The sequence below is a fragment of the Zoogloea sp. GW822-FHT05C07 genome, assembly GCF_058800215.1.
This window is the reverse complement of the sequence record NZ_CM179510.1, coordinates 4689408-4713431: the sequence shown is the minus strand read 5'-3', so window position 1 is coordinate 4713431 and position 24024 is coordinate 4689408. Positions and strand designations below refer to the sequence as shown.

22 protein-coding genes are annotated in these 24024 nt (G+C 66.6%); 4 read left to right on the top strand and 18 right to left on the bottom strand.

Going from position 1 to position 24024, the window contains the following annotated elements; genetic code table 11:
- Positions 1 to 148: 148 nt before the first annotated feature.
- Positions 149 to 1030 (top strand): LysR family transcriptional regulator, encoded by an 882-nt coding sequence (locus AC3QL2_RS21730; RefSeq protein WP_493232402.1) that lies wholly within the window; start codon positions 149 to 151, stop codon positions 1028 to 1030.
- Positions 1031 to 1169: 139 nt separating this feature from the next.
- On the opposite strand, the gene AC3QL2_RS21725 is transcribed toward AC3QL2_RS21730, so the two are convergent.
- From AC3QL2_RS21725 to AC3QL2_RS21710, 4 genes are all read right to left on the bottom strand, one after another.
- Positions 1170 to 2732 (bottom strand): methyl-accepting chemotaxis protein, encoded by a 1563-nt coding sequence (locus AC3QL2_RS21725; RefSeq protein ID WP_493240305.1) that lies wholly within the window; start codon positions 2730 to 2732, stop codon positions 1170 to 1172.
- A 226-nt stretch (positions 2733 to 2958) separates the two neighbouring features.
- On the bottom strand, positions 2959 to 5568 hold the full coding sequence (gene acnB, locus AC3QL2_RS21720; protein WP_493232400.1) for a bifunctional aconitate hydratase 2/2-methylisocitrate dehydratase: 2610 nt from the start codon (positions 5566 to 5568) through the stop codon (positions 2959 to 2961).
- Positions 5569 to 5781: 213 nt separating this feature from the next.
- The gene (locus AC3QL2_RS21715) at positions 5782 to 6168 is read right to left on the bottom strand and encodes a response regulator (RefSeq protein ID WP_493232399.1); all 387 of its coding nucleotides are present in this window, start codon (positions 6166 to 6168) and stop codon (positions 5782 to 5784) included.
- A 7-nt stretch (positions 6169 to 6175) separates the two neighbouring features.
- Complete coding sequence (locus AC3QL2_RS21710; RefSeq protein ID WP_493232398.1) at positions 6176 to 8722, bottom strand: sensor histidine kinase; 2547 nt, start codon at positions 8720 to 8722, stop codon at positions 6176 to 6178.
- Positions 8723 to 9012: 290 nt separating this feature from the next.
- On the opposite strand from AC3QL2_RS21710, the gene AC3QL2_RS21705 reads away from it, so the two are divergent.
- Positions 9013 to 9300 (top strand): YchJ family protein, encoded by a 288-nt coding sequence (locus AC3QL2_RS21705; RefSeq protein WP_493240303.1) that lies wholly within the window; start codon positions 9013 to 9015, stop codon positions 9298 to 9300.
- Between the two features lie 183 nt (positions 9301 to 9483).
- Here the strand turns inward: AC3QL2_RS21705 and AC3QL2_RS21700 are convergent, their stop codons facing one another.
- The 14 genes from AC3QL2_RS21700 to atzF all read right to left on the bottom strand — a co-directional run bounded on the left by AC3QL2_RS21700 (position 9484) and on the right by atzF (position 21728).
- On the bottom strand, positions 9484 to 9717 hold the full coding sequence (locus tag AC3QL2_RS21700) for an RNA-binding S4 domain-containing protein (protein ID WP_493232396.1): 234 nt from the start codon (positions 9715 to 9717) through the stop codon (positions 9484 to 9486).
- Between the two features lie 96 nt (positions 9718 to 9813).
- Entirely contained in the window at positions 9814 to 10146 is a 333-nt protein-coding gene (locus tag AC3QL2_RS21695) for a YkgJ family cysteine cluster protein (RefSeq protein WP_493232395.1), read from the bottom strand.
- Between the two features lie 3 nt (positions 10147 to 10149).
- Complete coding sequence (locus AC3QL2_RS21690) at positions 10150 to 10863, bottom strand: UPF0149 family protein (RefSeq protein WP_493232394.1); 714 nt, start codon at positions 10861 to 10863, stop codon at positions 10150 to 10152.
- Positions 10860 to 11555 (bottom strand): tRNA (guanine(46)-N(7))-methyltransferase TrmB, encoded by a 696-nt coding sequence (gene trmB / locus AC3QL2_RS21685; protein WP_493232393.1) that lies wholly within the window; start codon positions 11553 to 11555, stop codon positions 10860 to 10862. The genes AC3QL2_RS21690 and trmB overlap by 4 nt, the downstream gene beginning before the upstream one ends.
- Positions 11556 to 11564: 9 nt before the next feature.
- Positions 11565 to 12539, bottom strand: a complete 975-nt coding sequence (locus AC3QL2_RS21680) for a tRNA dihydrouridine synthase (RefSeq protein ID WP_493232392.1) — start codon at positions 12537 to 12539, stop codon at positions 11565 to 11567.
- Between the two features lie 106 nt (positions 12540 to 12645).
- Positions 12646 to 13380 carry a GntR family transcriptional regulator gene (locus AC3QL2_RS21675; RefSeq protein WP_493232391.1) on the bottom strand — a complete coding sequence of 245 codons (735 nt, stop codon included), beginning with the start codon at positions 13378 to 13380 and terminating at the stop codon, positions 12646 to 12648.
- Between the two features lie 4 nt (positions 13381 to 13384).
- Positions 13385 to 13768: an oxalurate catabolism protein HpxZ gene (gene hpxZ / locus AC3QL2_RS21670; RefSeq protein WP_493232390.1), complete on the bottom strand. Its 384-nt coding sequence runs from the start codon at positions 13766 to 13768 to the stop codon at positions 13385 to 13387.
- Positions 13765 to 14445 carry a cysteine hydrolase family protein gene (locus tag AC3QL2_RS21665; protein WP_493232389.1) on the bottom strand — a complete coding sequence of 227 codons (681 nt, stop codon included), beginning with the start codon at positions 14443 to 14445 and terminating at the stop codon, positions 13765 to 13767. Before AC3QL2_RS21665 ends, hpxZ begins: the two co-directional genes overlap by 4 nt.
- A 13-nt stretch (positions 14446 to 14458) precedes the next feature.
- Entirely contained in the window at positions 14459 to 16054 is a 1596-nt protein-coding gene (locus AC3QL2_RS21660) for an ABC transporter ATP-binding protein (protein ID WP_493232388.1), read from the bottom strand.
- A gap of 4 nt (positions 16055 to 16058) precedes the next feature.
- Complete coding sequence (gene biuH / locus AC3QL2_RS21655; RefSeq protein WP_493232387.1) at positions 16059 to 16742, bottom strand: biuret amidohydrolase; 684 nt, start codon at positions 16740 to 16742, stop codon at positions 16059 to 16061.
- Positions 16743 to 16773: 31 nt separating this feature from the next.
- Entirely contained in the window at positions 16774 to 17709 is a 936-nt protein-coding gene (locus AC3QL2_RS21650; RefSeq protein ID WP_493232386.1) for an ABC transporter permease, read from the bottom strand.
- The gene (locus AC3QL2_RS21645; RefSeq protein WP_493232385.1) at positions 17702 to 18736 is read right to left on the bottom strand and encodes an ABC transporter permease; all 1035 of its coding nucleotides are present in this window, start codon (positions 18734 to 18736) and stop codon (positions 17702 to 17704) included. Before AC3QL2_RS21645 ends, AC3QL2_RS21650 begins: the two co-directional genes overlap by 8 nt.
- A gap of 15 nt (positions 18737 to 18751) precedes the next feature.
- Positions 18752 to 19876, bottom strand: a complete 1125-nt coding sequence (locus tag AC3QL2_RS21640) for a BMP family ABC transporter substrate-binding protein (protein ID WP_493232384.1) — start codon at positions 19874 to 19876, stop codon at positions 18752 to 18754.
- Positions 19877 to 19901: 25 nt separating this feature from the next.
- The gene (atzF, locus tag AC3QL2_RS21635) at positions 19902 to 21728 is read right to left on the bottom strand and encodes an allophanate hydrolase (protein ID WP_493232383.1); all 1827 of its coding nucleotides are present in this window, start codon (positions 21726 to 21728) and stop codon (positions 19902 to 19904) included.
- A 263-nt stretch (positions 21729 to 21991) separates the two neighbouring features.
- Between atzF and AC3QL2_RS21630 the strand changes: the two genes are divergently transcribed.
- A complete protein-coding gene (locus tag AC3QL2_RS21630; protein ID WP_493232382.1) occupies positions 21992 to 23332 on the top strand; it encodes a TAXI family TRAP transporter solute-binding subunit in 1341 nt (446 codons plus the stop codon).
- Positions 23333 to 23390: 58 nt separating this feature from the next.
- Positions 23391 to 24002 (top strand): xanthine phosphoribosyltransferase, encoded by a 612-nt coding sequence (locus tag AC3QL2_RS21625; protein ID WP_493232381.1) that lies wholly within the window; start codon positions 23391 to 23393, stop codon positions 24000 to 24002.
- Positions 24003 to 24024: the final 22 nt, after the last annotated feature.

Sequence of the window (24024 nt, the reverse complement as noted above, 5' to 3'; positions counted from 1 at the left end):
CTCTAAACGATGAGGGGGCTCGTGTCCCCGTCGCGGCACTCTGCCGAAAACACCCGGTCTTGGGAAGGGCGTAATACGCGCTCGCCTGCTCAGTCGGGAAACCCCACACTGGGCGATAATCGAACCATCCTGCAGCCAACTCCGCCCCATGATCGCCCGCAAGTACCTCTACCTCATCGCCCTCGCCCGGGAGCGGCACTTCGGGCGCGCCGCCGAAGCCTGCCACGTGTCGACGTCCACGCTGTCGGCGGCCATCCGCGACATCGAACATGAACTGGGCGTCACCATCGTCGAACGGGGGCAGCAGTTCTCCGGGCTGACGGTGGAGGGCGAGCGGGTGCTCGACTGCGCACGCCAGATGGCGGCCCGCGCCGAAGGGCTGCACCAGGAACTCGCCCAGTTGCAGGACGGCCTGTCGGGCAAGCTCCGGCTGGGCGTCATTCCCACCGCCCTCACCGCCGTCGCCGCGCTGACCGCACCCTTTGCGCGCCACCATCCGCACGTGGATATCGAAGTGCTGTCCATGAGCACCCAGCAGATCCTTGCCGGGCTGCGCAGCTTTGAGCTGCAGGGGGGCATCACCTACCTGGAAGCGGCAACCGGCGACCTGTCGGCCACGCCGCTGTGGTGCGAGAACCACGTGCTGATCACCCCCGCCGGCGGCCCCTTCGAGCGGCGCGAATGGGTGACCTGGCTGGAGGCCGCCGAGCTGCCCCTGTGCCTGCTGCCCCCCAACATGCACAACCGCCAGACCATCGACGGCGTCTTTGCGACCATCGGCCACAAGCCGCAGCCAACGCTGGAGACGGACTCCATCGTCAGCATCCTGGCCCACGTGGGCGCCGGCCACTGGTCGAGCATCGTGCCGCGCGCCGTGCTCGACCTGATCGGCATCCCCAACGGCATCCGCGCCTACGACCTGCGCGAACCCGTCGTGGAATGGACCACCGGCCTCCTCCTGCTCAACCGCCAGCCGCGCTCCCCGATGGCCGAGGCACTGCTCGCCGAAGCGCTGCGCCTGGGAGGCTAGACGCTCGGGGCAGATGGCGGCTTCTACCAGGAGGACGTTGCCCCTTTCATCCACACCCCAGCCTGCGGATCTACCGCAGACCGGTTCGTACCTGGCGAGCAGACTGACAAAATGCTGGCGCAGGTCTTGAGCCGGACGATCAGACGTGGAAGCGGGCAATACGCTCGCGCATGTTTACCGCCATTGCTTCCAGGCTTTGCGCAGCGTGGGCAACGTCGCGGATCGCTGACGTGTTCTCGAAGGCCTGCCGGGAGATGTCTTCGATATGCCCCGAGATCGAGGCGCTGGCGGCGTGCTGCTCCTCGGCGGCACGGGCGATGTCGTCGACGATCTGGCTGACTTCGCCGACGCTGCCATTGATGCTGGTGACCGAGTCGCCGGCCTTTTCCGCCAGCCTCACCCCGTTCAACGCCATGCTCGAGACCAGACCAATTTGCTTCACCGCCTGCTCGGTACGCGACTGGATCGAGCCGATCATGCTGGTGATCTGGCCGGTCGACTGGGCGGTTCTTTCAGCCAGCTTGCGCACCTCATCGGCGACGACGGCAAAGCCACGGCCGGACTCGCCGGCGCGGGCCGCTTCGATGGCGGCATTGAGCGCCAGCAGGTTGGTCTGATCGGCGATCTCGCGGATGACTGCGACGATGTCCGAAATGCGGAGGGACTCCTCGCCGAGTTGGTCGACTGCCTGGGCCGTGCCGGAGATCGATTGGGCAATGCGGCTCATTTCTCCGGAAGCCTGGGCAACGACACTGCGCCCTTCCAGCGTCAATTGCTGCGAGGAGCCGGCAATCCCTGTCAATTGCTGCAGGCTGCTGGTGGTGCTGGCGATGCTTTGGCTGACTTCCTCGATGGTGCTGGCCGTCGAGGCGGCGGCATCGCTTTGCCGCGTGCTGCTCTGCTCGATGCGCTGGATACTGTTGGTCAATTGCTCGGAGGCGGCAAGGACCTGTTGCGAACTGGCGGAGATGTCGCGAATGATCTCGCCAAATTTCTGCTGCAAAGCATTGAAGGCTCGGGCGATGGCGCCGATCTCGGCACCGCTGCCTACGTCGATCGCCCGACTCAGATCTCCGCTGGCGGCAGCCTGGTGCATGCCGTCGCTCAACTGGGTCAAGGGCCGGGCAATACTGATTGCGATGAACCAGGAGAGGATCACCAGCAGCAGGATGCCGCAAGCGATACCGATGCCGATCACCCCGGCCGCCCGGAGGAACTGGGTATCGACGTCGTCGATGTAGATGCCGGAAGTTACCACCAGGCCCCACGGCGCATACAGCCGGGCTGTTGCCAATTTGGGCTGCGGGGTCTTGTCGGCCCCACGCGGCCACAGGTATTCGACAAACTCGCCCTGGCCGCGCTTGGCGGCCTCGACCAGTTCATAGACGATGCGTTTGCCGGTACTGTCCTTCAGTTCGCTCTGATCCTTCCCGTTCAGTTCCGGCTTGAAGGGATGTCGGACCATTCGGTATGTCGTGTCGTACTGACTGAAGTAATTCCCTCCCCCGTAGCGTAGCGCAGCAATTTCGACCTGAGCCCGTTCCTTCGCTTCGTCCTGGGTGAGTTTGCCGCTCTCCGCCTGCTTGCCGTAGTGCTCGGCGATGCTGTAGGCAAGGTCAACGATTTCTCGCGTTTCGATGCGCTTGTCTTCGAGGATCGAGCCACGCAGGATCATCAGCCCATAGCCAGCGGTTGCAAGCATCAACAACAACGCTCCGACGACGAGCAAGGCCAGTCGGTAGCGGATTTTCAGGCTCGAAAGCATGCTTTTGAAGTAATGATTGATGGTTTTTTACTCTGGCATAATTTTCATTTCTCATCAATGAGTTAGCTCTCAAACGGGCTGACAATTCACGACAAGCAATAAAAAAACCCGCATCGTTACCGATGCGGGTTTCAAGGGCCTAGCGAGGCTTATCTGCCGGACATCAAACCTCGACGGTATCGGCGACTTCAACGAAGGCCGGGATCTGGTCGAAGTTCATGTAGCGGTAGACATCGGCCGCCTTGGCGTTAACCGCCTGGACTTTTTCCTGGTACTCGGCGACGGTCGGCAGGCGGCCCAGCAGGGCAGCGATGGCGGACAGTTCGGCCGAAGCCAGGTACACCCGGGTGTCGATACCCAGACGGTTCGGGAAGTTACGGGTCGAGGTGGACACCGCGGTGGAACCCTTGCGGATCTGTGCCTGGTTACCCATGCACAGGGAGCAACCCGGCATTTCCATGCGGGCGCCAGCCTTGCCGAGGACGCTGTAGTAGCCCTCTTCGGTCAGGATCAGGGCGTCCATCTTGGTCGGCGGAGCGATCCACAGACGGGTCGGGATGTCGGATTTGCCGTCCAGAACCTTGCCCGCGGCGCGGAAGTGGCCGATGTTGGTCATGCAGGAACCGATGAACACTTCGTCGATCTTGTCGCCGGCGACTTCGGACAGCACCTTGACGTCGTCCGGGTCGTTCGGGCAGGCCAGGATCGGCTCGGTCACGTCGGCCAGGTCGATCTCGATCACGGCGGCGTACTGGGCGGCAGCGTCGGCCTGCAGCAGCGTGCCGTTGGCGATCCACTCTTCCATCGACTTGATGCGGCGCTTCAGGGTGCGGGCATCTTCGTAGCCTTCCGCGATCATCCACTTCATCAGGGTGATGTTGGAACGCATGTACTCGACGATCGGCGCCTTGTTCAGGGCCACGGCGCAGGCAGCGGCGGAACGCTCGGCGGCGGCGTCGGACAGTTCGAAGGCCTGTTCGACCTTCAGATCCGGCAGACCTTCGATTTCGAGGATGCGGCCGGAGAAGATGTTCTTCTTGCCCTTCTTCTCGACGGTCAGCAGGCCGGCCTTGATGGCGTACAGCGGGATCGCATTGACCAGGTCGCGCAGGGTGATGCCGCGAGCGGTGGCGTCAGCCATCGTGCCCTTGAAGCGGACCAGCACGGATTCCGGCATGTCCAGCGGCATCACGCCGGTGGCTGCGGCAAAGGCGACCAGGCCGGAACCGGCCGGGAAGGAGATGCCGATCGGGAAACGGGTGTGGGAGTCGCCACCGGTGCCGACGGTATCCGGCAGCAGCAGGCGGTTCAGCCAGGAGTGGATCACGCCGTCGCCCGGACGCAGCGCAACGCCGCCACGGGTGGAGATGAAGGACGGCAGCTCGCGGTGCATCTTGACGTCCACCAGCTTCGGGTAGGCCGCGGTGTGGCAGAAGGACTGCATCACCAAGTCGGCGGAGAAGCCGAGGCAGGCCAGATCCTTCAGTTCGTCGCGGGTCATCGGGCCAGTGGTGTCCTGGGAACCGACGGTGGTCATCTTGGGCTCGCAGTAGGTGCCCGGCAGGATGCCCTTGCCTTCCGGCAGGCCACAGGCACGGCCGACCATCTTCTGGGCCAGGGAGTAGCCAGCGCCGTCATCGGTGGGGTTCTGCGGCAGGCGGAACAGGGTGGACGGAGCCAGGCCCAGGGCTTCACGGGCCTTGGTGGTCAGGCCACGGCCGATGATCAGCGGGATGCGGCCGCCAGCGCGGACTTCGTCGAGGATGACGAGGGTCTTGAGCTGGGACTCGGCGATCACGGCACCGTTCTTGAGCGCGGTAACCTTGCCGGTGGCGTCGTCAACTTTCAGCTCGATCTCGTCGCCCATGTCCATCTGGCCGGCGTCGATTTCGATCGGCAGTGCGCCGGCATCTTCCATCGTGTTGAAGAAGATCGGGGCGATTTTGGAGCCCAGGCAGACGCCGCCGAAACGCTTGTTCGGCACGTAGGGGATGTCTTCGCCGGTGAACCACAGCACGGAGTTGGTGGCGGACTTGCGGGAAGAACCGGTACCGACCACGTCACCGACGTAGGCGATCAGGTTGCCCTTGGCAGCCAGGCCTTCGAGCTGCTTCAGCGGGCCACGGGCGCCCGGCTCGTCGGCTTCGATGCCCGGACGCGGGTTCTTCAGCATGGCCAGCGCGTGCAGCGGGATGTCCGGACGGGACCAGGCATCCGGAGCGGGCGACAGGTCGTCGGTGTTGGTTTCGCCGGTGACCTTGAAGACGGTCAGCTTCTGGCTGGCGGGAACGGCGGGGCGGGAAGTGAACCACTCGCCATCGGCCCAGGACTGGATCACGGACTTGGCGTTGGCGTTGCCGCCCTTGGCCAGTTCGGCGACGTCATGGAAGAAGTCGAAGACCAGCAGGGTCTTCTTGAGGCCTTCGGCGGCCACGGCACCGACTTCGGCGTCGCCCAGCAGGTCGATCAGCGGCTTGACGTTGTAGCCGCCGAGCATGGTGCCCAGCAGCTCGGTAGCCTTGGCGCGGGACACGAGGCCGACGGACAGCTCGCCCTTGGCAACCTTGGCCAGGAATTCAGCCTTCACCTTGGCGGCGTCATCCACGCCGGCGGGAATACGGTAGGTCAGCAGTTCCACCAGGAAAGCTTCTTCGCCGGCCGGCGGGTTCTGCAGCAACTCGACCAGAGCTTGGGTTTGCTGCTTGGACAGGGGCAGCGGCGGGATACCGAGGGCTGCGCGCTCGGCAACATGCTGGCGGTAGGCTTCAAGCATGGATACATCCTTCCTAGACGGTGGTTACGTGACTGTGGTGCTGACGCGTGCGACCGGCCGGTGCAGGCCCGGAGCGCCTCTCCCTAACGGACTGGCACCATTGTTATAAATGACCAGGGCCAAGTCTTATATATATTATATTTTATTTCTCTCAGGATTGTGCGGCTGCACCAATCCAAATTTTGCAGGCCGATTGCAGTCGCCGCGCCAGCCTTACCTACGGAGACAGGCGCTCAACGCATCCTCAACAGCCTTGAAGGTGATCGGCTTGATCAGCAGTTCGTCGAAGCCTGCATCCAGCAGGCGCTGCTTTTCGTCGGGTAACGCATGGGCAGTATAGGCAATCACCGGAAGCCCGCTGAGGCGAGGGTCAGCCCGCAGCGCCACCAGCACCTCCTCGCCGGACATCCCCGGCATGCTGATATCAAGCAGGACGATGTCGAAACGCCCCCCGATGAGGCGTTCGAGCGCGGTTGGACCATCCTCCGCCTCCTGGGTCTGCAGCCCCAGCCGAGTCAGGAAGGCAACCGCGAGACGCCGGTTGATGGCGTTGTCGTCGACAACGAGGACTTTCTTTTGTTCGAGAGGCTGCTCGCTCATGGATGAATCAGGAGCCAGGCTCCTGCACAGGAAGATGAAAGATGAAGATCGAGCCTTCGCCGACCCTCGACGTCACGGACAGGCTGCCTCCCAGAAGCTGGGCCAGTTCCCGTGCGAGCGCCAGGCCCAGGCCCGACCCACCGTGATCGCGGGTCACGAAGTGGTCCAGTTGCCGGAACTTCTCAAAGACGAGCTCTAGCGCATCGGGTGGAATGCCGCGACCGGTATCGAAGACCGCGAAGGCCAGCCAGACGCCATCCAGACTGACCCGTAGACCGATTTTGCCATTTTCGGTGAATTTCACCGCATTGTTCAACAGATTGTTCAGCACCTGACGCACCCTCAGCACGTCGGTATAGACCTTTTCGGGCAGGTCGGAGGCCAGTTCCAGCTCCACCTCCAGCCCCTTTGCCCGTGCATGGGCCCGATGTGCCGCCACAAGTTCGCCGGCCAGGCCGGCGACGTCCACATCCGACGGCTTGAGCTCGATCCCGCCGGCCTCGATCTTGGCCAGATCCAGGATGTCATTGACGATATTGAGCAGGTGCTCGCCGGAACTGTGGATGGTGGCGGCAAACTCCCGCTGGTCGGGTTCCGCCAGTTCCAGGCGCAACAGCTCCGAATAACCGAGGATACCGTTCAACGGCGTGCGCAACTCGTGGGACATGCTGGCCAGGAACTCCGACTTCAGCCGATAGGCCTCCTCGGCCTTGCTGCGCGCCTCCTCCGAGCGCTGGAAGGATTCCTGCACGGTATCGGCCATGCGGTTGAAGGAGCGGGCCAGTTGCCCCATCTCGTCATCCGAGCGCACCTCCAGCCGGTGGGACATCTCTCCTTTTTCGAAACGGCCGAGCCCCTGGATCATGTCGGTGATGCGCCGGGTGATGAACTGGGCCATCCAGATCGCCACGACGATCACCAGGCCTCCCATCATCAGGGTAGACAAGCCCAGGGCTGTCGCCGTTTCGGCCAGGTTTCGCCCGATGGATTCGAGCAGATCCTGGCGGCGGGTCTGGAAATCCCGGTCCCGCTCGTCGATGGTGGCGCCGATACGCTTGGCCGACTCGGTCGCCGCACGGTGGAAATCATCCACGTTGGCACCGATGGTCACAAAACCGAAGCCCTGCGGCGTCCTGCCATACTGGCCGGTGTAATAGGGAATTGCAGCGGCGGTGGTAAGCTTCCACAGGCCCGAAAAAAAGATCTCGAAGGAGCCTGAGCCCCCCTTCTCCGTCAGCTGGTTCCAGCCCGTGCACTGGGGAGAGAAGTTCAGGTAACGGCAGTCCAGAGCCACCGTGCCCGCCTTGATCTGCGCGGTAGCCGGCTTCTTCTTCAGGGACTGCCCGTCGAAAGGCTTCACTTCGGCAAGGAATTCCCGCGCCGACTGGCCGGACGCCCGCCAGGCCTCATGCAGGGACTGGTCCAGCCACGGCACCACCGGCTCGCCTGTGGCGGGATCGTAGCCGGGGATGAAATAGTCCCGCGGATGGGAAATCGCCCGGCTCCTGTGGTCCCACATGAAAGCGTAATTGCCGACGATGGCATCGCTGATCTGCGTATAGCGCCGATCCGTTGGGCTGATGCGGTCGGTGAACTGGCGGATATGATCGTGATCCAGCGCCAGCGTCACATACCCCGTCACCTTCCCGCCCTGCACCACCGGCATGGCCCAGCGCACGATGGCGCGGAAATGCTTGCCGACCGGGTTCTCGGTGCCCGCATAGGCTGACTCCTCCGGCTTGAAGTCGACACCCGCCTTGCCGGCGCTCTCCGGCAGATAGGCACCGATGACCCGACTGCCGACGTAAGCGCCGATGACGTCCGAAACGTAGATTTCGCCCGGCTTCAGGCGCTTGAGCTCCGGCCAGTAACGCTCGGCCTTGAGGAACGTGCCTTCCGGACGGCTCACATCCCGCAGACCGTGCTGCGTCAGCGCTCCCGTGGCGACCTTGACGCGCTCCTGCCCGTGCAGATCGACAAAGCTCATCTCCACGAAAAGCGGACGCTGTTCGGGAATACCGAGGAATTCGGATGGCCGCGCACTGAAAGCCTTGGCATTGTCCGCCAGAGCCTGGCGCGGATCGGCAGCCGACTGCGCGTCGGCCGCCTGGGGCTCGACGGGCTCCCAACGCTTCTTGTCGGCGGACAGCTGCCAGCGGCCGTGCCCGTAGAGCGTGCGGCTGCGGTGGGCGAGGAAACGGCGATAGGCCTCCGCGCCGGGCGTCAGCTCGGCCGCCTGCCGCAGATCGGCATCCCGGTCATACAGAAAGGCCGCCACCGCCCGGGCCGTGTCGGTGGTCAACCGCTCCATGCCTTCCCGGGCCCGATCGTCGAGGGCGTGAATGGCATCGCCAGTCGCCGCGTCGCCCACCTGCTTGACAGTTGCCAGCATCACTTCCGCCATGGATTCCGCCTGGCCGCTGACGCTCTGGCCCAGCCTCTGCGCCATGCTCCACGCCAGCAGCGCCAACAACACCAGCGGAACCACCTTGATGACCACGAAAATCGCGATCAACTTGGCGCGGATCCCCTTAATCCACGTCCCGAATGCCATGCTTCTCCCCATTGCCGGCACGTCACAGCAGGACTGCCGGCCCCCCGTCATCGATCGGATGTTTCCTGTTCCCCCGGACTTATCGGCTCCGCACCGAAAATCTCAAACAGGAAAACAGCTTGCCATGTACCTTGCCGCAGATATGGGTTCCCACAGAGAATACCGTGCCCTGTCCACGACATGCCCCTGCGCCCATGCCCTCCTGCCCCTGCGGCTCCCAAACCCCCTATGCCGCGTGCTGCGGTCCTTACGTCGATGGCGGAGCAGCCGCACCCACAGCCGAAGCCCTGATGCGTTCCCGCTACACCGCCTTCACGCTCGGCAACGAAACCTACCTGCGCGCCACCTGGCATCCGAGCTTCCTGCCCGCCGATCTGCACTTGGCCGACGACCCGCCCACCAAATGGCTTGGGCTGGAGGTGAAACGCCACCAGCAACAGGATGCGGAGCACGCCATCGTCGAATTCGTGGCGCGCTACAAGATCGGCGGCCGGGCCCACCGCCTGCACGAAACCAGCCGCTTCGTGCACGTCGACGGGCGCTGGATGTATACGGATGGCGACATCCATCCGCGCTGAAATCAACGGGAGCGATGCCCTCCTCCCCGCGCACCACATCTTCCGGATTAACATCGAGTCGGCGTCCGGAACGCTGAGGCGATAAGGCGAAGCGCCTCAACGGGTCAGCCCCCGAAATTCGGTGGGCACAAACAACAAAGGGGCGATTCGCTCGCCCCTTCGTCAGACCGAAAACCCTGGCTTTTACACTGTCGCCACTACATCCGCAGCAATCAGCTCGATGGTTTCGCCGGCAAAATCCACTCGTTGGCCTGGCCGCAGCTTGGCCCGCTTGCGGTTCTCGATATCCCCGTCCACGAATACGTCGCCGTCCGCCACGCGTTGCTTGGCCTCGCCGCCAGAACCGCACAGGCCCACGGCCTTCAGGAGCTGGTCGAGCTGAATGAATTCGCCTTCAACGGAGAAACGAATGGTCATGGTGACACCCCTTGCGTGTGTTAAGGAAATGTTGCAGTCGGCACGGATTGTGTCAGAGCCCGCACGCGCCGCCAAGCGGCTTGAGCAGGCTCCGATTCACTCGCCGAGCGGCACCATTCCATGCCGCCGCCGGGCCTTTGCACAGCCTGCGTCACCAATGTTGAGGGCCGCATAGGGCGCGAAATCCCGGCATGGGCCGGGGCGCTTTTCGTAGATCGTGCACTTCACTTCGCGCCCCACCTCACCGGCCAGCGCAATGCAGCGCGGCTCCGCAGCATCGGTGCCACGCATGCGCACCAGCGTCGCGGTGAGCGGCACCGTCAGCGCTACCGGCACGCAGCCGCCGGGCGTGGTTTCCAGATCGGCGATATGGAAATCCACCCGGAAGCTGGCGCAGCAGGCACCACAGCTCAGGCAGGGGTCAGCCACGATTCAGTCGGCCCCGCAGCACTTCTTGTACTTCTTGCCGCTGCCGCAGGGACAGGGTTCGTTGCGGCCCGGGCCGCTCTTGGCGGCGCCCGTCGCGGCGCTGACGGCCACCTGTTCCGGTGCCGGCAGGCCCAGCGCACGCCAGTTCTGGTAGAGGTGCTGGACGGCGAAGCCCTTCTCTTCCAGTTCGGCCAGCTGTGCTTCCGTGTCAGGTTGGACCGCTACTTCCTCTTCATCCCCGAGGATGGTTTCCAGCAGCGCCTCGGCGATGGACGTGTCGCTCACCTTGTCCGGCCACTCGGACGGCCACATCTCGAAGCCTTGCTCGAAGCCGTTGCTCCATTCCTCTCCGATGGCGGGGTCATCGTCGCCGCCCTGGGCGTAACAGAACGGCTGCCAGCCTTCGGCCTCGCCTTCCTCGTCGCCCTCTTCGTCGCCGATCATCTCGATCAGGTCGTTGTAGTAGCGCAGCACCAGCTCGATGGCCTTCTGCAGGGACGCGCCGGAGCCGAAGCCCACCTCACCCTCATCAGCGGTCCACACCGCCGGCAGCCAGTCCTCCACGGGGATGGGCAGCGGCGAGGCGACGATTGCGGCCAGGTAGCCGTCGAGCATCTCCATGTTCATGCAGTCGGCCGGCACTTCGTCCGACACCAGCAGTTCTTCAAGCTGCTCGAGTTCTTCTTCGGTCAGCGGGATGGATTGAGCGGTGGTCATTGCGGGGTTTCCTCCACGGTCGGTTGGCGATCGAGCTCCACCACACACCGGTAAAGGGTCTGGCCGGAATCCCGGTACTTGCGTTCGAATGGGGTCAGCGGCGACGGCGCCTCGAAGGACTCCCACGGCAGCTGGCGGCCGATCAGCAGCCCCAGCGCAATGGCGAATTCTTCCACATAAATGTTCCAGTTGCTGCGGCACTCCAGCCGGCCGCCGAGGCGCGGCACGAAGGGAAAGACCGGGTGCGCATGCCAGCGCCGCGCCAGGTGGCCGATCTTCGGCCACGGGTTCGGATAAAGGATGTAATGGCGCGCCAGGCGGAGGCCGGCATCCGCCATCAGGCGCCAGTAGTCCACCAGGTCGGCGCGCACGAAGATCATGTTCTTCGGCAGCAGCGCGTCCGGGTAAGGTTTCTTGCGGCTCAGGCGGTCTTCCGACTGGTCCACGCCAATCACCCAGTGGTCAGGGAAGGCCCGCGCCAGCTGGATGGTGCTGTGGCCCACGCCGCAGCCGGAATCGAGGATCAGCGGTGCCCTGCCGTCCCAGCCGGCCAGGCTGGCCTCGAAGGCCGCCTTGTTGTGGTCGAGGACGGGTTTGCGGAACTCGCAGCTGGCGTGCTTGGCCACCCGCTCGACGAGATGTTCATGGACGCCCTGCTGGGCGCTTTCGGGAATCTTTGAATTGGCGTACATCGGTTTAGGTCAGGCGGCGGCCTGCAGCAGCGGCACGCCATGGCGGCGCAGGACGTAGTCGATGGCCCGGCACTCAGGCTGGGCGCGCAGGTCCTGGTAGAGAAGTTCGGCGGCCGGGAAATTACGCCGCAGCATGTTGATCCATTGTTTCAGGCGGCCCGGCGCGTGGCGCGGCTCGACCTTCAGCTGCACGCGCTCCCAGAAGTCGCCGATGAGGTGCAGCAGCTCGCTCCACTCCGCCTCCCGGTCGGCCGGCACGTCGGCACCGGCGGCGATGCGCCGCGCCAGGAAGGGATCGGACACCGCGCCGCGGCCGAGCATCACGTCGTCCGCACCGCTCACCGAACGGCAGCGCCGCCAGTCGTCCTCGCTCCACACCTCGCCGTTGGCCACCACCGGCAGCTTCACCACGTCACGGATGCGGGCGATCCATTCCCAGTGGGCCGGCGGACGGTAGCCGTCGCGCTTGGTGCGGGCATGCACCACCAGGCCTTCGGCGCCGCCGGCCTCCAGCGCCTGGGCGCAGTCCAGCGCCAGGGAGGTGTCCTCCACGCCGAGGCGCATCTTGGCGGTAAAGGGGATGTGCCGCGGCACCGCGCGGCGCACAGCGCCGGCGATGCGGTACAGGCATTCGGGATCGGCCAGCAGCATGGCGCCGCCGCCATGGGAATTGACGGTCTTGGCCGGGCAGCCGAAGTTGAGGTCGACGCCCGGCGGCGACAGCTCGCACAGCCGCTCGGCGTTCTCGGCCAGCGCGGCCGGATCGCTGCCGAGCAGCTGGACTATCACCGGCGTGCCATCGGACGTGCGCCCGCCGTTGTCGATCTCGGGGCTGATGCGGCGATAGGTGCGATGGGGGAGCAGGCTGCCGGAGACGCGGACGAACTCCGTCACCGCGCCGTCGTAGCCGCCCACTTTGGTCAGCACGTCGCGTAGCAGGTAATCGGCCAGCCCCTCCATGGGCGCAAGCAACAGTCTTCCCATCTAATCCACACACACCGCTCACGGTCGAAGGGCGCGATTCTACGGCGAATCGGCGAGCCGATCCGAGGTTTTTCAAGCCCTTGGCGGAGAAAAGGCAGCTGTCCGGTCAGTCTCCGGCGCCCTGCTCCGCCGCCGCTGTGGTGATCGGCCCCTGCGCAAGATTCTGCTGCCGCGCCGCGTGCAGGTTGTGCAGCGTGATCTTGCGCACCTCGGCCTTGCTGGCCTCGATGTGGGAGCGCAGCAGGATGCTCGCCTGCGCCGCCTTACGCTGGATCAGCAGGCGCAGCAGCTGCGCGTGCTCGTCGTAGGTCGCCTGGATGCGCGCCGGATTGGTGAAGTCCAGGCGGCGCACGATGCGAATCTTCTCGGTCACGTCCTGGTGCACGGCGGCCATTTCCCGGTTGCCGGTTGCCAGCACCAGGCCCTGGTGGAAGGCTTCGTCCAGCGCGGCGACGCGGTTGCCGTCGGTGAGGCGCTCCGCCGGGTCCACCAGCCACACATCGGTCAGCGCCATCAGGTCCACGGTCTGCGGCGCTTCGCAGATGCGGCTCACCGCCGCCTCCTCGAGCACGACGCGCAGGTCGTAGAGCTGGTCCAGGCGCTCGAAGTCGATGCTGCGCACGGACCAGCCGCTGCGGAAATATACCTGCAGGAAACCCTCCCGCTCCAGGCGGTACAGCGCACCACGCACCGGCGTGCGCGACACCCCGTAGCGCTCGGCCACCTGGGTCTCGGTGAAGCGGTCCCCCGGCAACAGGTGGAAGGAGAAGATCTCGTCCTTCAGTTGCTCGTAGATCCGGTTGGCGAGGGCGTTTTCCTTGGTTCGACCGGTGTTGCCCATGGGCTCAGCTCAGCATGCTCACGTGGGCCGAGACGACCCGCCAGCCTTCCGGGAAACGCACCCAGGTCTGGCTCTGGCGGCCGACCGGATCGCCGTCCCGCAGGAACTCCACGTCGGCAGTGGCGAAGTGCTCGTCGAAGGTGGTGATCACCAGGTTGCGCAGTTGTCGCGGCATGTTGGCTGGGGGAACGAAGTGCTCCCGATACTTGCGGATGGCATCGGCGCCGTAATGGATCTCGGCGATGCCGAAGCGCACAGTGAGCGGATTGTCCCAGAAAAGCGCGTTGAGCACCGCCACGTCGTTGGCGATCAGCGCGGCCTCGTAGCGCTCGAAGACGGCGGCCAGTTCGGCGACCACATGGGGAAGATTGATGGCGGTTGCGCTCATGGATTCGCTTTCGAGGGTTCGAGGGCGGCCGTCAGCGCGGCCAGCGGGGCGCTCCAGCCGACGATGCCGCCCTGGGCGACGATCATGTCGATGGCGGCGGCCTTGAAGGCCGGAAAGTAGCTCGCGGTGGCGTCTTCGACCAGCAGGCAGTCGTAGCCCCGGTCGTTGGCCTCACGCATCGTCGTCTGCACGCAGACTTCGGTGGTCACCCCGGCGAACAGCAGATGGGTGATCCCCTTCAGCCGCAGGATCTCGCCCAAGGCGGTGGCGTAGAAGGCGCCCTTCCCCGGCTTGTCGATGACGATCTCGCCAGGCAGCGGCGCCACCGCCGGAAGGATGTCATTGCCCGGCTCGCCGGCCACCAGGATGCGCCCCATCGGCCCCGTGTCACCGATGCGCAGCGCCGCGTCGCCGCGATTGAGCTTGGCCGGCGGACAGTCGGAAAGATCCGGTCGATGGGCCTCGCGGGTGTGGATCACGGCGATGCCGTGGCGGCGGCAGGTATCGAGCAACGCGGCCACCGTCGGAACGATCGCGGCCAGCCGCGACACGTCGTTGCCCAGGCTTTCGCCGAAGCCACCCGGCTCGATGAAGTCGCGCTGCATGTCGATGACGATCAGCGCCGTGCTGGCCGGCGCGAAGGTGAAGCCGTAAGGCTGTGCGTCGACGCGGATCATGGCGCTCATCTCCTCAGTGCCCCGCCCCATGCCCGGCACCGCCCGCCATGTGGCGGCCGACCTCCGCCACATCCACGTAACCGGCCAGCGCCTGATGGGCGATGCGCCCTTCCGACATCACCAGGATGCGGTCGGACAGCTCCAGCAGCTCGTCCAGGTCTTCGCTGACCAGCAGGATCGCCGCGCCGTCGTTGCGGGCCTGGTCGAGCCGGCGGTGGATCGCCTCGGTGGCTGCGAAGTCCAGCCCGAACACCGGGTTGGCGACGATCAGCAGGCGCACCGCGCCGGAAAGCTCGCGGGCCAGCACGGCCCTCTGGACGTTGCCGCCAGACAGGTTCTCGATGGCCGCCGACGGATCCGGCGGACGCACGCCGAAGGCCTCGATCCATTCCTTCGCCCGGCGCGTCAGCGCGCCGCGGCGCAGGAAGCGCAGACTGAGCCAGCCGCCGGAGAACGGCGCGATGTCGAAATCCCGCAGCCCCATGTTCTCCGCCACGCTCATATTGGGAACGCAGGCATTGCGCAGAGGCTCCTCGGGCAAGCTGAAGATGCCGTGGCGGCGCAGCTCGGCCCGCGTCGCGCCGTAGGTTTCGCCATCCACACGCACCGCCCCGCCGCTTACGCTGCGCTGGCCGAGCAGCACCTCGACGAGCTCCTTCTGCCCATTGCCGGCCACACCGGCGATGCCGACGATCTCGCCGGCGCGCACCACCATGTCCAGCTCCCGCACCGCCGCCATGCCCCGGTCGTTGTCGGCGCACAGGCCATCCACCGCCAGGCGGATGTCTCCCGCCGTTCGCCCGGCATCGGCGGCCCGTCGGCGCGGCGCGGTGGCCACCGACACCGCACTGCCGACCATCATCTCGGCCATGTCCTGGGTGCTCAGTTCCCCGACCTTGCCACCGCCCGCCAGCTTGCCACGCCGCAGCACCGTAACGCTGTCGCCGTAGGCGCTCACCTCGCGGAACTTGTGGGTGATCATCATCACCGTCAGGCGGCCGTCCCGCGTCATGCCGTGGAGCAGGCCAAGCACCTCGTCGGCCTCGGCGGGGGTCAGCACCGAGGTCGGCTCGTCGAGGATCAGCAGGCGCTGGCCCAGGTAGAGCTGCTTGAGGATCTCCAGCTTCTGCTTCTCGCCGGCGGCCAGGTCGGCCACCCGCGCATTCAGATCAAGGCGGAACGGCGTGCTGTCCAGAAAGGCCGCCAGCGCTGCCTTCTCCCGTCGCCAGTCGATGCGCAGCGGCAGGTCGCCGCGGGCCAGCAGCAGATTCTCGGCCACCGTCATGCCCGGCGCCAGCGTGAAGTGCTGGTAGACCATGCCGATGCGCAGGCGCTGGGCATCCCGCGGGCTGCGGATGGCCTGCTCGCGCCCATCCACCAGGAAGCTGCCTTCCTCCGGCGGGTGGTAGCCGACCAGGCATTTCACCAGCGTGCTCTTGCCGGCGCCGTTCTCGCCGAGCAGGCAGTGGAAGCTGCCGGCCTCCACCTTGAGGGACACCTCGTCGAGGGCCGTCAGCGCGCCGAAGCGCTTGGTGACCCGGTAAGCCTCGACGGCCGCGCCGCGGTCCTGCACATCGGCTGCCAGCAGGGTATGGGTGAGCGCATCCATGGCCCTACTCCAGCGCCGCCAGCAAGGTGCTGGAATCCGACACCGCGCCGAACACCCCGCCCTGCATCTTGATCATCTTGAGCGCCGCCAAGTGGTTGCCATGATCGGTGGCGCCGCAGCAGTCCTCCAGCAGCAGGCACTCGAAGCCCATGTCGTTGGCGTCGCGCATGGTGGTGTGCACGCACACGTCGGTGGTGATGCCGGTCAGGATGATGTTGCGGATGCCACGGGTGCGCAGGATCAGCTCGAGGTCCGTGGCGTAGAACGAGCCCTTGCCCGGCTTGTCGATGATCACCTCGCCGGGCAGCGGCGCCAGTTCGGGGATGATCTCCCAGCCCGGCTCGCCGCGTACCAGGATGCGCCCGCAGGGCCCGGCATCGCCGATGCCGGCACCGATGCGCTGGGAGCGCCAGCGCTTGTTGGGCGGCAGGTCGGCCAGGTCAGGACGGTGCCCCTCGCGGGTGTGGATGATGAAGAAACCCAGACTGCGCAGGCACGCCAGCACCGCCTTGATCGGCCCGATCGGCGCGCGGGTCAGGGACAGGTCGTAGCCCATCTTGTCCACGTAGCCGCCGACGCCGCAGAAATCGGTCTGCATGTCGATGATGATCAGCGCGGTGTTGGCCGGCGTCAGGTCGCCGTTCCAGGGCCAGGGATAGGGGTCGGCTTCGAGGTGGAAAGCGGTCATGCTTGAAGCTCCTGCCAGGGTTGTCGTGGATTCAGCGCTGGGTGAAGGACAGCTCGCCGGGCGCGCCGGCCAGGGTCTGCCCCGGCGTCCAGCTGGCCGCCATCAGGGCCAGGGTCAGCACATAGGGCGCCGCGTTGAAGAGGTAGTAGCCGGCCGTGATGCCCTGCGACTGCAAAGCCGGGCCGAGCGCGCCGGCGGCTCCGAACAGCAGCGCCGCCAGAGCGCAGCGCAGCGGGCTCCAGCGGGCGAAGATGACCAGCGCCACCGCCATCAGCCCCTGCCCGCTGGACAGGCCTTCGTTCCAGCTGCCCGGGTAGTAGAGGGACAGGAAGGCACCACCGACGCCGGCCAGAAAGCCGCCCGCCGCCGTCGCCCCGATGCGGATCGGCACCACCGGATAGCCCAGCGCCCGCGCCGCCGCCGCGTTGTCGCCGACCAGGCGCAGCGCCAGCCCCCAGCGGCTGGCCCGGAAGGCCCAGTGCAGCAGGCCCGCCAGCGCCAGCCCGACGGGCAGCAGCACGTTGATGCGCAGCGCCGAGCGGACCTGTTCATTGTCGCTCCACGCCCCCAGCTCCACGGACGGCAGCATCGGCGCCTGGGGCTGGATCAGCGGCTTGCCGAGGAAGAAGGCCAGCCCGGTGCCGAACAGCATCAGCGCGATGCCGACGGCGATGTCGTTCACCTTCGGCAGGGAGCACAGGCCACCGTGCAGCAGCCCCATCAGCACCCCGCACAGCCCGGCGGCCAGCACGCCCAGCCACGGCGAGCCGGTGAGCAGCGAGACGCCGTAGCCGCCCATCGCCCCCAGCACCAGCGTGCCTTCCAGGCCCAGGTTGATGCGGCCGGATTTCTCGGTGATGCATTCCCCCAAGCTCACGAACAGGAAGGGGGTGCTGACCCGCAAGGCGCCGCCGAGCAGGGCCAGCACCAGACTGCCGAAGGCCAGGCCGTCAGTGGTTTCAGACACGGCGGACTCCTTTCCGATTGAGGGTTTCGAAGGCCAGCAGGGCCACGAACAGCGCGCCCTGCAACACCAGCACGGCGGCGTCTGGTAGATCCAGGCGCCGCTGCAGCATGCTGCCGGATGCACCGATGCCGCCCACCAGGATGGCCCCGGCGACGATGCCCAGCGGGTTGTGGCGGGCCGCAAAGGACACGAGGATGCCGGCGTAGCCGTAGCCCGCGAGCAGCGAGGCGTTGGCGCTGCCGTGCACCGCCGCCACCTCCAGCATCCCCGCCACGCCGGCCGCGCCGCCGCCGAGGAAACAGGCCGCGAGCAGCAGCGTGCCGACCGGCAAGCCGGCCATCAGCGCCGCCCGCGGGTTACCGCCGACGACGCCGACCGAGAAGCCGAACACCGTACGCCGCAACAGGAACCACGCCGCCGCGCAGGCCAGCACGCCCCACACCAGACCCCAATGCACTTCCAGCCCCGGCAGCGGACCGATCAGCACCGCGTCGGGCAGCGGCGGCGTGGAAGGCTTGTTGAGGCTGGCCGGATCGCGCAAGACGCCTTCGACCAGGAAATTGAACAGCGCGATGCCGATGTAGGAGAGCAACAGACTGGAAATGGTCTCGTTGATGCCGCGCACGTGGCGGAGCCATGCCGACGCGGCGATCCACGCCCCACCAGCCACGAAACCCGCCAGCGCCATCAGCAGCTGCACCGGCAGGGCTGGCCAGCCGGCGGTCAGGGACGGCACCATCGCCGCCGCCAGCGCGCCCAGCGCCAACGCCCCTTCCCCGCCGATGATCACCAGCCCGGCGCGGGCCGGCAGCGCCACGCACAGGGCCGTGAGCATCAGTGGCGCGGCGCGGGCCAGCGTGTTCTGCCACGCGAAGGCAGAACCGAAGGCACCCTCCACCACCAGCCCCAGCGCCTCCGACGCCTCGAAGCCCTGGGCCGCCAGGAAGGCTGCGAACAGCAGTGCGGCAGCCAGCGCCGCGGCGGTGAAGGGCGCCAGCGGCGCGACGGCGCGCATGGCCCGGTTCATGGCGGCCTCCATGGCTCAGACCTGCCCGATCACGCCGTCAACCAGGTAGTTCATGCTCTCCAGCAAGGGATCCTGCTGGCCGAGCACCTTGCCGGCGGCGATCACCGTCTTGCCGGTGTTGTCCAGCAACGGCCCCTTGAAGATCGGGAAGTCGCCCTTCAACATCGCCGCCTTGACCGCCTCGGACTTCTTCTTCGCCTCGGCCGACACCGCCGGCCCGAAGGGCGACGGCTTGACGAAACCGTCCTTCAACCCGCCGCGCAGGAAATTGACCATCGGCTTGCCGTCGAGGGTCGCCTTGACGATCTGCGTATACGGCGTCTGCCAGTCCCACTCCGCGCCGGTCAGGTAGCCCTTCGGCGCCAGCTTGGCCTGGCTGGCGTGGTAGCCGCAGCTGTACACGCCACGGCGCTCGGCGGTCTCGACGATGACCTTGGGGCTGTCCACGTGACAGGTCAGCACGTCCACGCCCTGGTCGATGAGGCTGTTGGCGGCCTCGGCCTCCTTGACCGGCAGCGACCAGTCGCCGGTGAAGATCACCTTAACCGTCGCCTTCGGGTCCACCGAGCGCGCGCCGAGCAGGAAGGCGTTGATGTTGCGCAACACCTGCGGAATCGGCTTGGCGGCGATGAAGCCGAGCTTCTTGCTCTTGCTCGCCGAGGCCGCGGCGATGCCGTCCAGGTACTGGCATTCGTCGATGTAGCCGAAAAAGCTGCCGACGTTCTTCGGGTGCTTGCCCGCCGTCCACAGGCCGCCGCAGTGGGCGAAGCGCACGTTCGGGTATTTCTCGGCCATCTTCAGCACGTGGGGGTCGAAGTAACCGAAGGAGGTGGCAAAGATCAACGTGGCCTTGTCCTGGTTGATCATCGCCTCCATGGTCTTCTGCACGGCCACCGTCTCCGGCACCTTCTCTTCCTCCACCACCTTCACGCCCGGCATCTTCTTGAGCGCCGCCACCGCCTGGGCCTGGGCCTGGTTGTAGCCGAAGTCGTCCCGCGGGCCGACGTAGATCACGCCGACCACCAGCTTGTCGGCCGCGCCGGCCAGGCCGATGCCGAAGGGCAAGGCGCTGGCGGCGGCACCGGTGCCGAGAATGCGGAGGATGTCGCGACGACCGGCGGAGAAACGGGTTTGAGCCATGGTTGTTCTCTCTTTCGTTTGGGGTTCAGGACAAGGTCGGGTCGGAAAGCGGCGCCGCGGCGCGCAGATGCGTGCGCCAGCCACCGCTGGCGGAAATATCCTGGGCGCCAGCCAGCGCGGCGCCCTCGCAGATGAAGCCCTTCACCTGCCGGCCATCGGCCAGGATCAGCGTGCCGATGCCCAGCGGCGGCGGAATCTCGGCGACGAAGCTGCCGAACAGGCGCAGCGGCATCTCCCACACTTCCACCTCGATGGCGTATCCCTCGCCGCTCACCCGTTCGAGCCCGGGCTTGGGCGGCACGGTGCCGGACAAGGCGTGCAGGCGGTAGAGCGGCGCGGTGCGCGTAGTCTCCACCAGACGGGCGGCCCGTTCGAGGAGCTGCCAGTTGAGCGGCAGACCGCTCAGGTGGGCGCCGACCACTGCCACCTGCACGGTGGCCTCCCGCGGCGGCAGGGCCGGCAGCGGCTGCGCGTGGCGCGGCGGTTCAGCGGTGGTCAGGCCGAGCCGCCGGTGCAGGACGCCTTCCCAGCCGCGCGCGGTTTCCGCCAGCAGATGATCGGCACCAGACGGGCCGATCAGGGTCACACCGGCCGGCAGGCCATCACTGCGGAACGGCCCCGGCACAGCCAGCGCCGACAGACCGAGGAGATTGACGAAGTTGGTGTAGCGCCCCAGCCAGGCGTTGCGCTCGATGGGCTGCCGGGCGATCTCGCGCCGCGTGAAGTGGGCCGGTGCAGTCGGCACCAGCAGCACGTCCACCTGCTCGAAGACCCGGTGACAGGCCGGCGCCAGTTCTTCCAGGCGGTAGCGGCCACGGAAGGCGTCGGCGGCGGACTGGATGTCGGCGCGACCGATGATCGCGGCCACCACCGGGTCGACGCTGGCGTGCGACGTATCGAGAAAGCTGCCCAGCGCGGCCCGCCGCTCGGCGACCCACGGCCCGTCGTAGAGCAGCGCCGCGACCGCGTGGAAAGGCGCCAGGTCCACATCAACAAGGTTCACGCCAGGCAGGCCCTGAACCGCGGCGAGGGCCGTGTCGAAGGCCTTGCGGGCCTGCGCGTCGAGTTCGCCTTGCAACCCACTCGGCACCCCCACGACGATGCCGCGGGGCTTGAGCCCACGAGCGGGAACCGCCCCATCCGCGGTGACCGCCAGCACCTGCCAGGCATCGGCGACGGTGTGGGCGAAGATCGACACACAGTCCAGGCTGCGGCAGGCCGGCACCACGCCGCCGGTGCCGATCAGGCCCGGCGTCGGCTTGAGCCCGACCAGGTTGCAGAAGCCCGCCGGCACGCGGCCCGACCCGGCCGTGTCGGTGCCGAGGGCAAAAGCCACGTGCCCGAGCGCGGTCGCCGCCGCCGAACCGGAACTGGAACCGCCGGAGATGTAGTCCGGGTGGAAGGGATTGCACACCGCGCCGTAGGGCGAGCGGGTGCCAACCAGGCCGGTGGCGAACTGGTCGAGGTTGGTCTTGCCTAGCGCGATGGCGCCGGCCTCTTCCAGGTGCCGCACCGCGTCGGCGGACTGCTCCGCCTGGTAGGCGAATTCGCGGCAGGCGGCGGTCGTCCTGAAGCCTGCCACGTCGATGTTGTCCTTCACCGCGAAGGGCACGCCGAGCAGCGGCCGGCGGGCCAAGGCTGCCACCGGATCGGCCAGCAGGCTGGCATCCATTTCCGCCAGCCGCTCGCGCAGATCGGCGTGGGACGCCACGCTGATCCACACCGCCGGATCGTCGGCGGCGGCGATGCGGGCCAGCAGCGCACGCACCAGGCCGCCTGGAAGGAAACGCCCGCTCCGGTAGCCTTCGAGCAGGGAATCGATGGTCAATACACGTGGCAGGCTGGCATTCACGGTTAGCACCCAAACTTGGATACAAGACAGAATCCAAGTTAGCAGCATGTATGCCAGTTAAATCGCGCACCGCCTTTTCATAAGAATCATGGGCTTACGAATACGCGCAAAACGGCACCCCATGCCGCAGCGCACCATCAACGGGAAAATCCCGGAACAAGGCACGCTCCCGGTGCATTCCGGCAAACCGCCGGCCGCCGCAGCGCGCCGGACAGGCGTAACATTCGGCCCCCTGAATCCACCCGCCGTCACTGGAGCTTCCCATGCGCCGCCTGACCGCCACCAGCAGCCGTCGCGACCTCCTCGTCCTTGCTCTGCCGGCCATCGCGCTGGTCATCGCCGCCTTTGCGCTGGCCTGGCAGTTCGTGCGGCCGGCGCCGCCGAAGAAGATTGTCATCAGCACCGGCGCCACCGGCGGCGCCTACCAGTTCTTCGGCGAGCGCTACAAGGCCAAGCTGGCCCAGGAAGGCATCGAGGTTGAGCTGCGGCCGTCCACCGGCGCCGTCGAGAACCTGATGCGCCTGAAGACCGACGACAGCGTGGATGCCGGCTTCGTGCAGGGCGGCATCGCCAACGAGCCGGATTCGGAAGACCTGGCCACCCTCGGCAGCATGTACCTGGAGCCGGTGTGGGTTTTCTATCGGGGCAAGGACGACTACGAGCGCCTGACCCAGCTGAAGGGCAAGAAGATCGCCGTCGGCGTACAGGGCAGCGGCGCCCAGCTCTTCGCGCTGCAGCTGCTGTCGGCCAATGGCTTCGTCACCCACGACCCGACGCTGGTGGCCATCGGTGGCATGGAGGCGGTGGACGCCCTCAAGCGCGGCGACGTGGATGCCTTCTTCGTGGTCGGCGCGCCGCAGGCGCCAGTGGTGGATGCGCTGCTCCACACGGAGGGCATCAAGCTGCTCGACTTCGTTCAGGCGGAAGGCTACGTACGCCACTTCCCACACCTGCTGACGGTCACCCTGCCCCGTGGTGCCATCGATATCGCCGACGACCGGCCCGCCAAGGACATCCACCTGCTCGCCGCCACCGCCAACCTAGTGGTCAAGGCGGACATCCATCCAGCCATCGTCACCCTGCTCCTCAAGCATGCCCGTGAGATCCACAGCGCGCCGGGTCTGCTGCAGGCGGCCGGCGCCTTCCCGGCACCGCAAGACCACGCGCTACCGCTGCACCCGTCGGCGCGCCGGTTCTACGACAGCGGCCCACCCTTGCTACAGCGCTACCTGCCGTTCTGGCTGGCGGTGCTGATCGACCGCCTGATCGTCATGCTGCTGCCGCTGGTGGCGGTGGTGATTCCTCTCTCCAAGGTGCTGCCGGGCATCTACAACTGGCGCATCCGTTCCCGCATCTACCGCTGGTACGGGGAGCTGAAATACCTGGAGAACGAACTCGACCAGACCCCCGCCGCCGCCCACGACGCGGACACCATCGACGCCTTCATCCTGCGCGTCGACCGCATCGAGCAGCGCGCGCTGCACCGCAAGCTGCCGCTGGCCTTCAGCACCGAGCTGTACACCCTGCGCGAGCACATCGCGCTGGTGCGCGGCCACCTGCAACGCCTTGCGGAAACTGCCACAGGCTCAGCAAAGTCCAATTGATAAACTCGTCGTGCAGGCGGCCATCCGACCGCCGGCGCTACGCAAACCGAGCCACACCATGAGTCCCCATCTCGATCTCACCGCCCCTTACGCCCCGCTGGTCCATCGCATCGAAAAGGAAGCCACCGTCGAGAACGGCCAGATCCTGCGCATCGACCACTTCCTGAACCACCGCATCGAGCCGGCCTTCATCTTCGAGCTGGCCCATGAACTGGCGCGGCGCCTGTCCTTCTTCCAGCCCAACGTGATCCTCACCGCCGAGGCGAGCGGCATCGCGCCGGCACTGATCGTCGCCCAGACCCTCAGCGTGCCGCTGGTGTATGCCAAGAAGTATTCGCCGCAGGTGGAAGCGCCGGCGATCTCGCGGATCATCCCGTCGCCGACCAAGGGCGGCCACACCCGGCTGGTGATCTCCCAGCGCTACATCAAGGCCGGCCAGCGGGTCGTCATCGTGGACGACTTCCTCGCCAACGGCCGCACCGCCACCGCGCTGATCGACATGGTGCGGGAAGCCGGCGCCGAGGTGCTGGGTGCCGGTTTCGTGGTGGAGAAGCGCTTCAAGCAAGGCCGCGAGCACATCGAGGCGCTGGGCGTGCCGGTATCGACGCTGGCCCAGGTGGAGCGCCTGGAGCACGGCCACGCGGTCCTGACGCAGCCGCGGGCGGAATAAGCCGGACGCCGGCGCGGGGCCT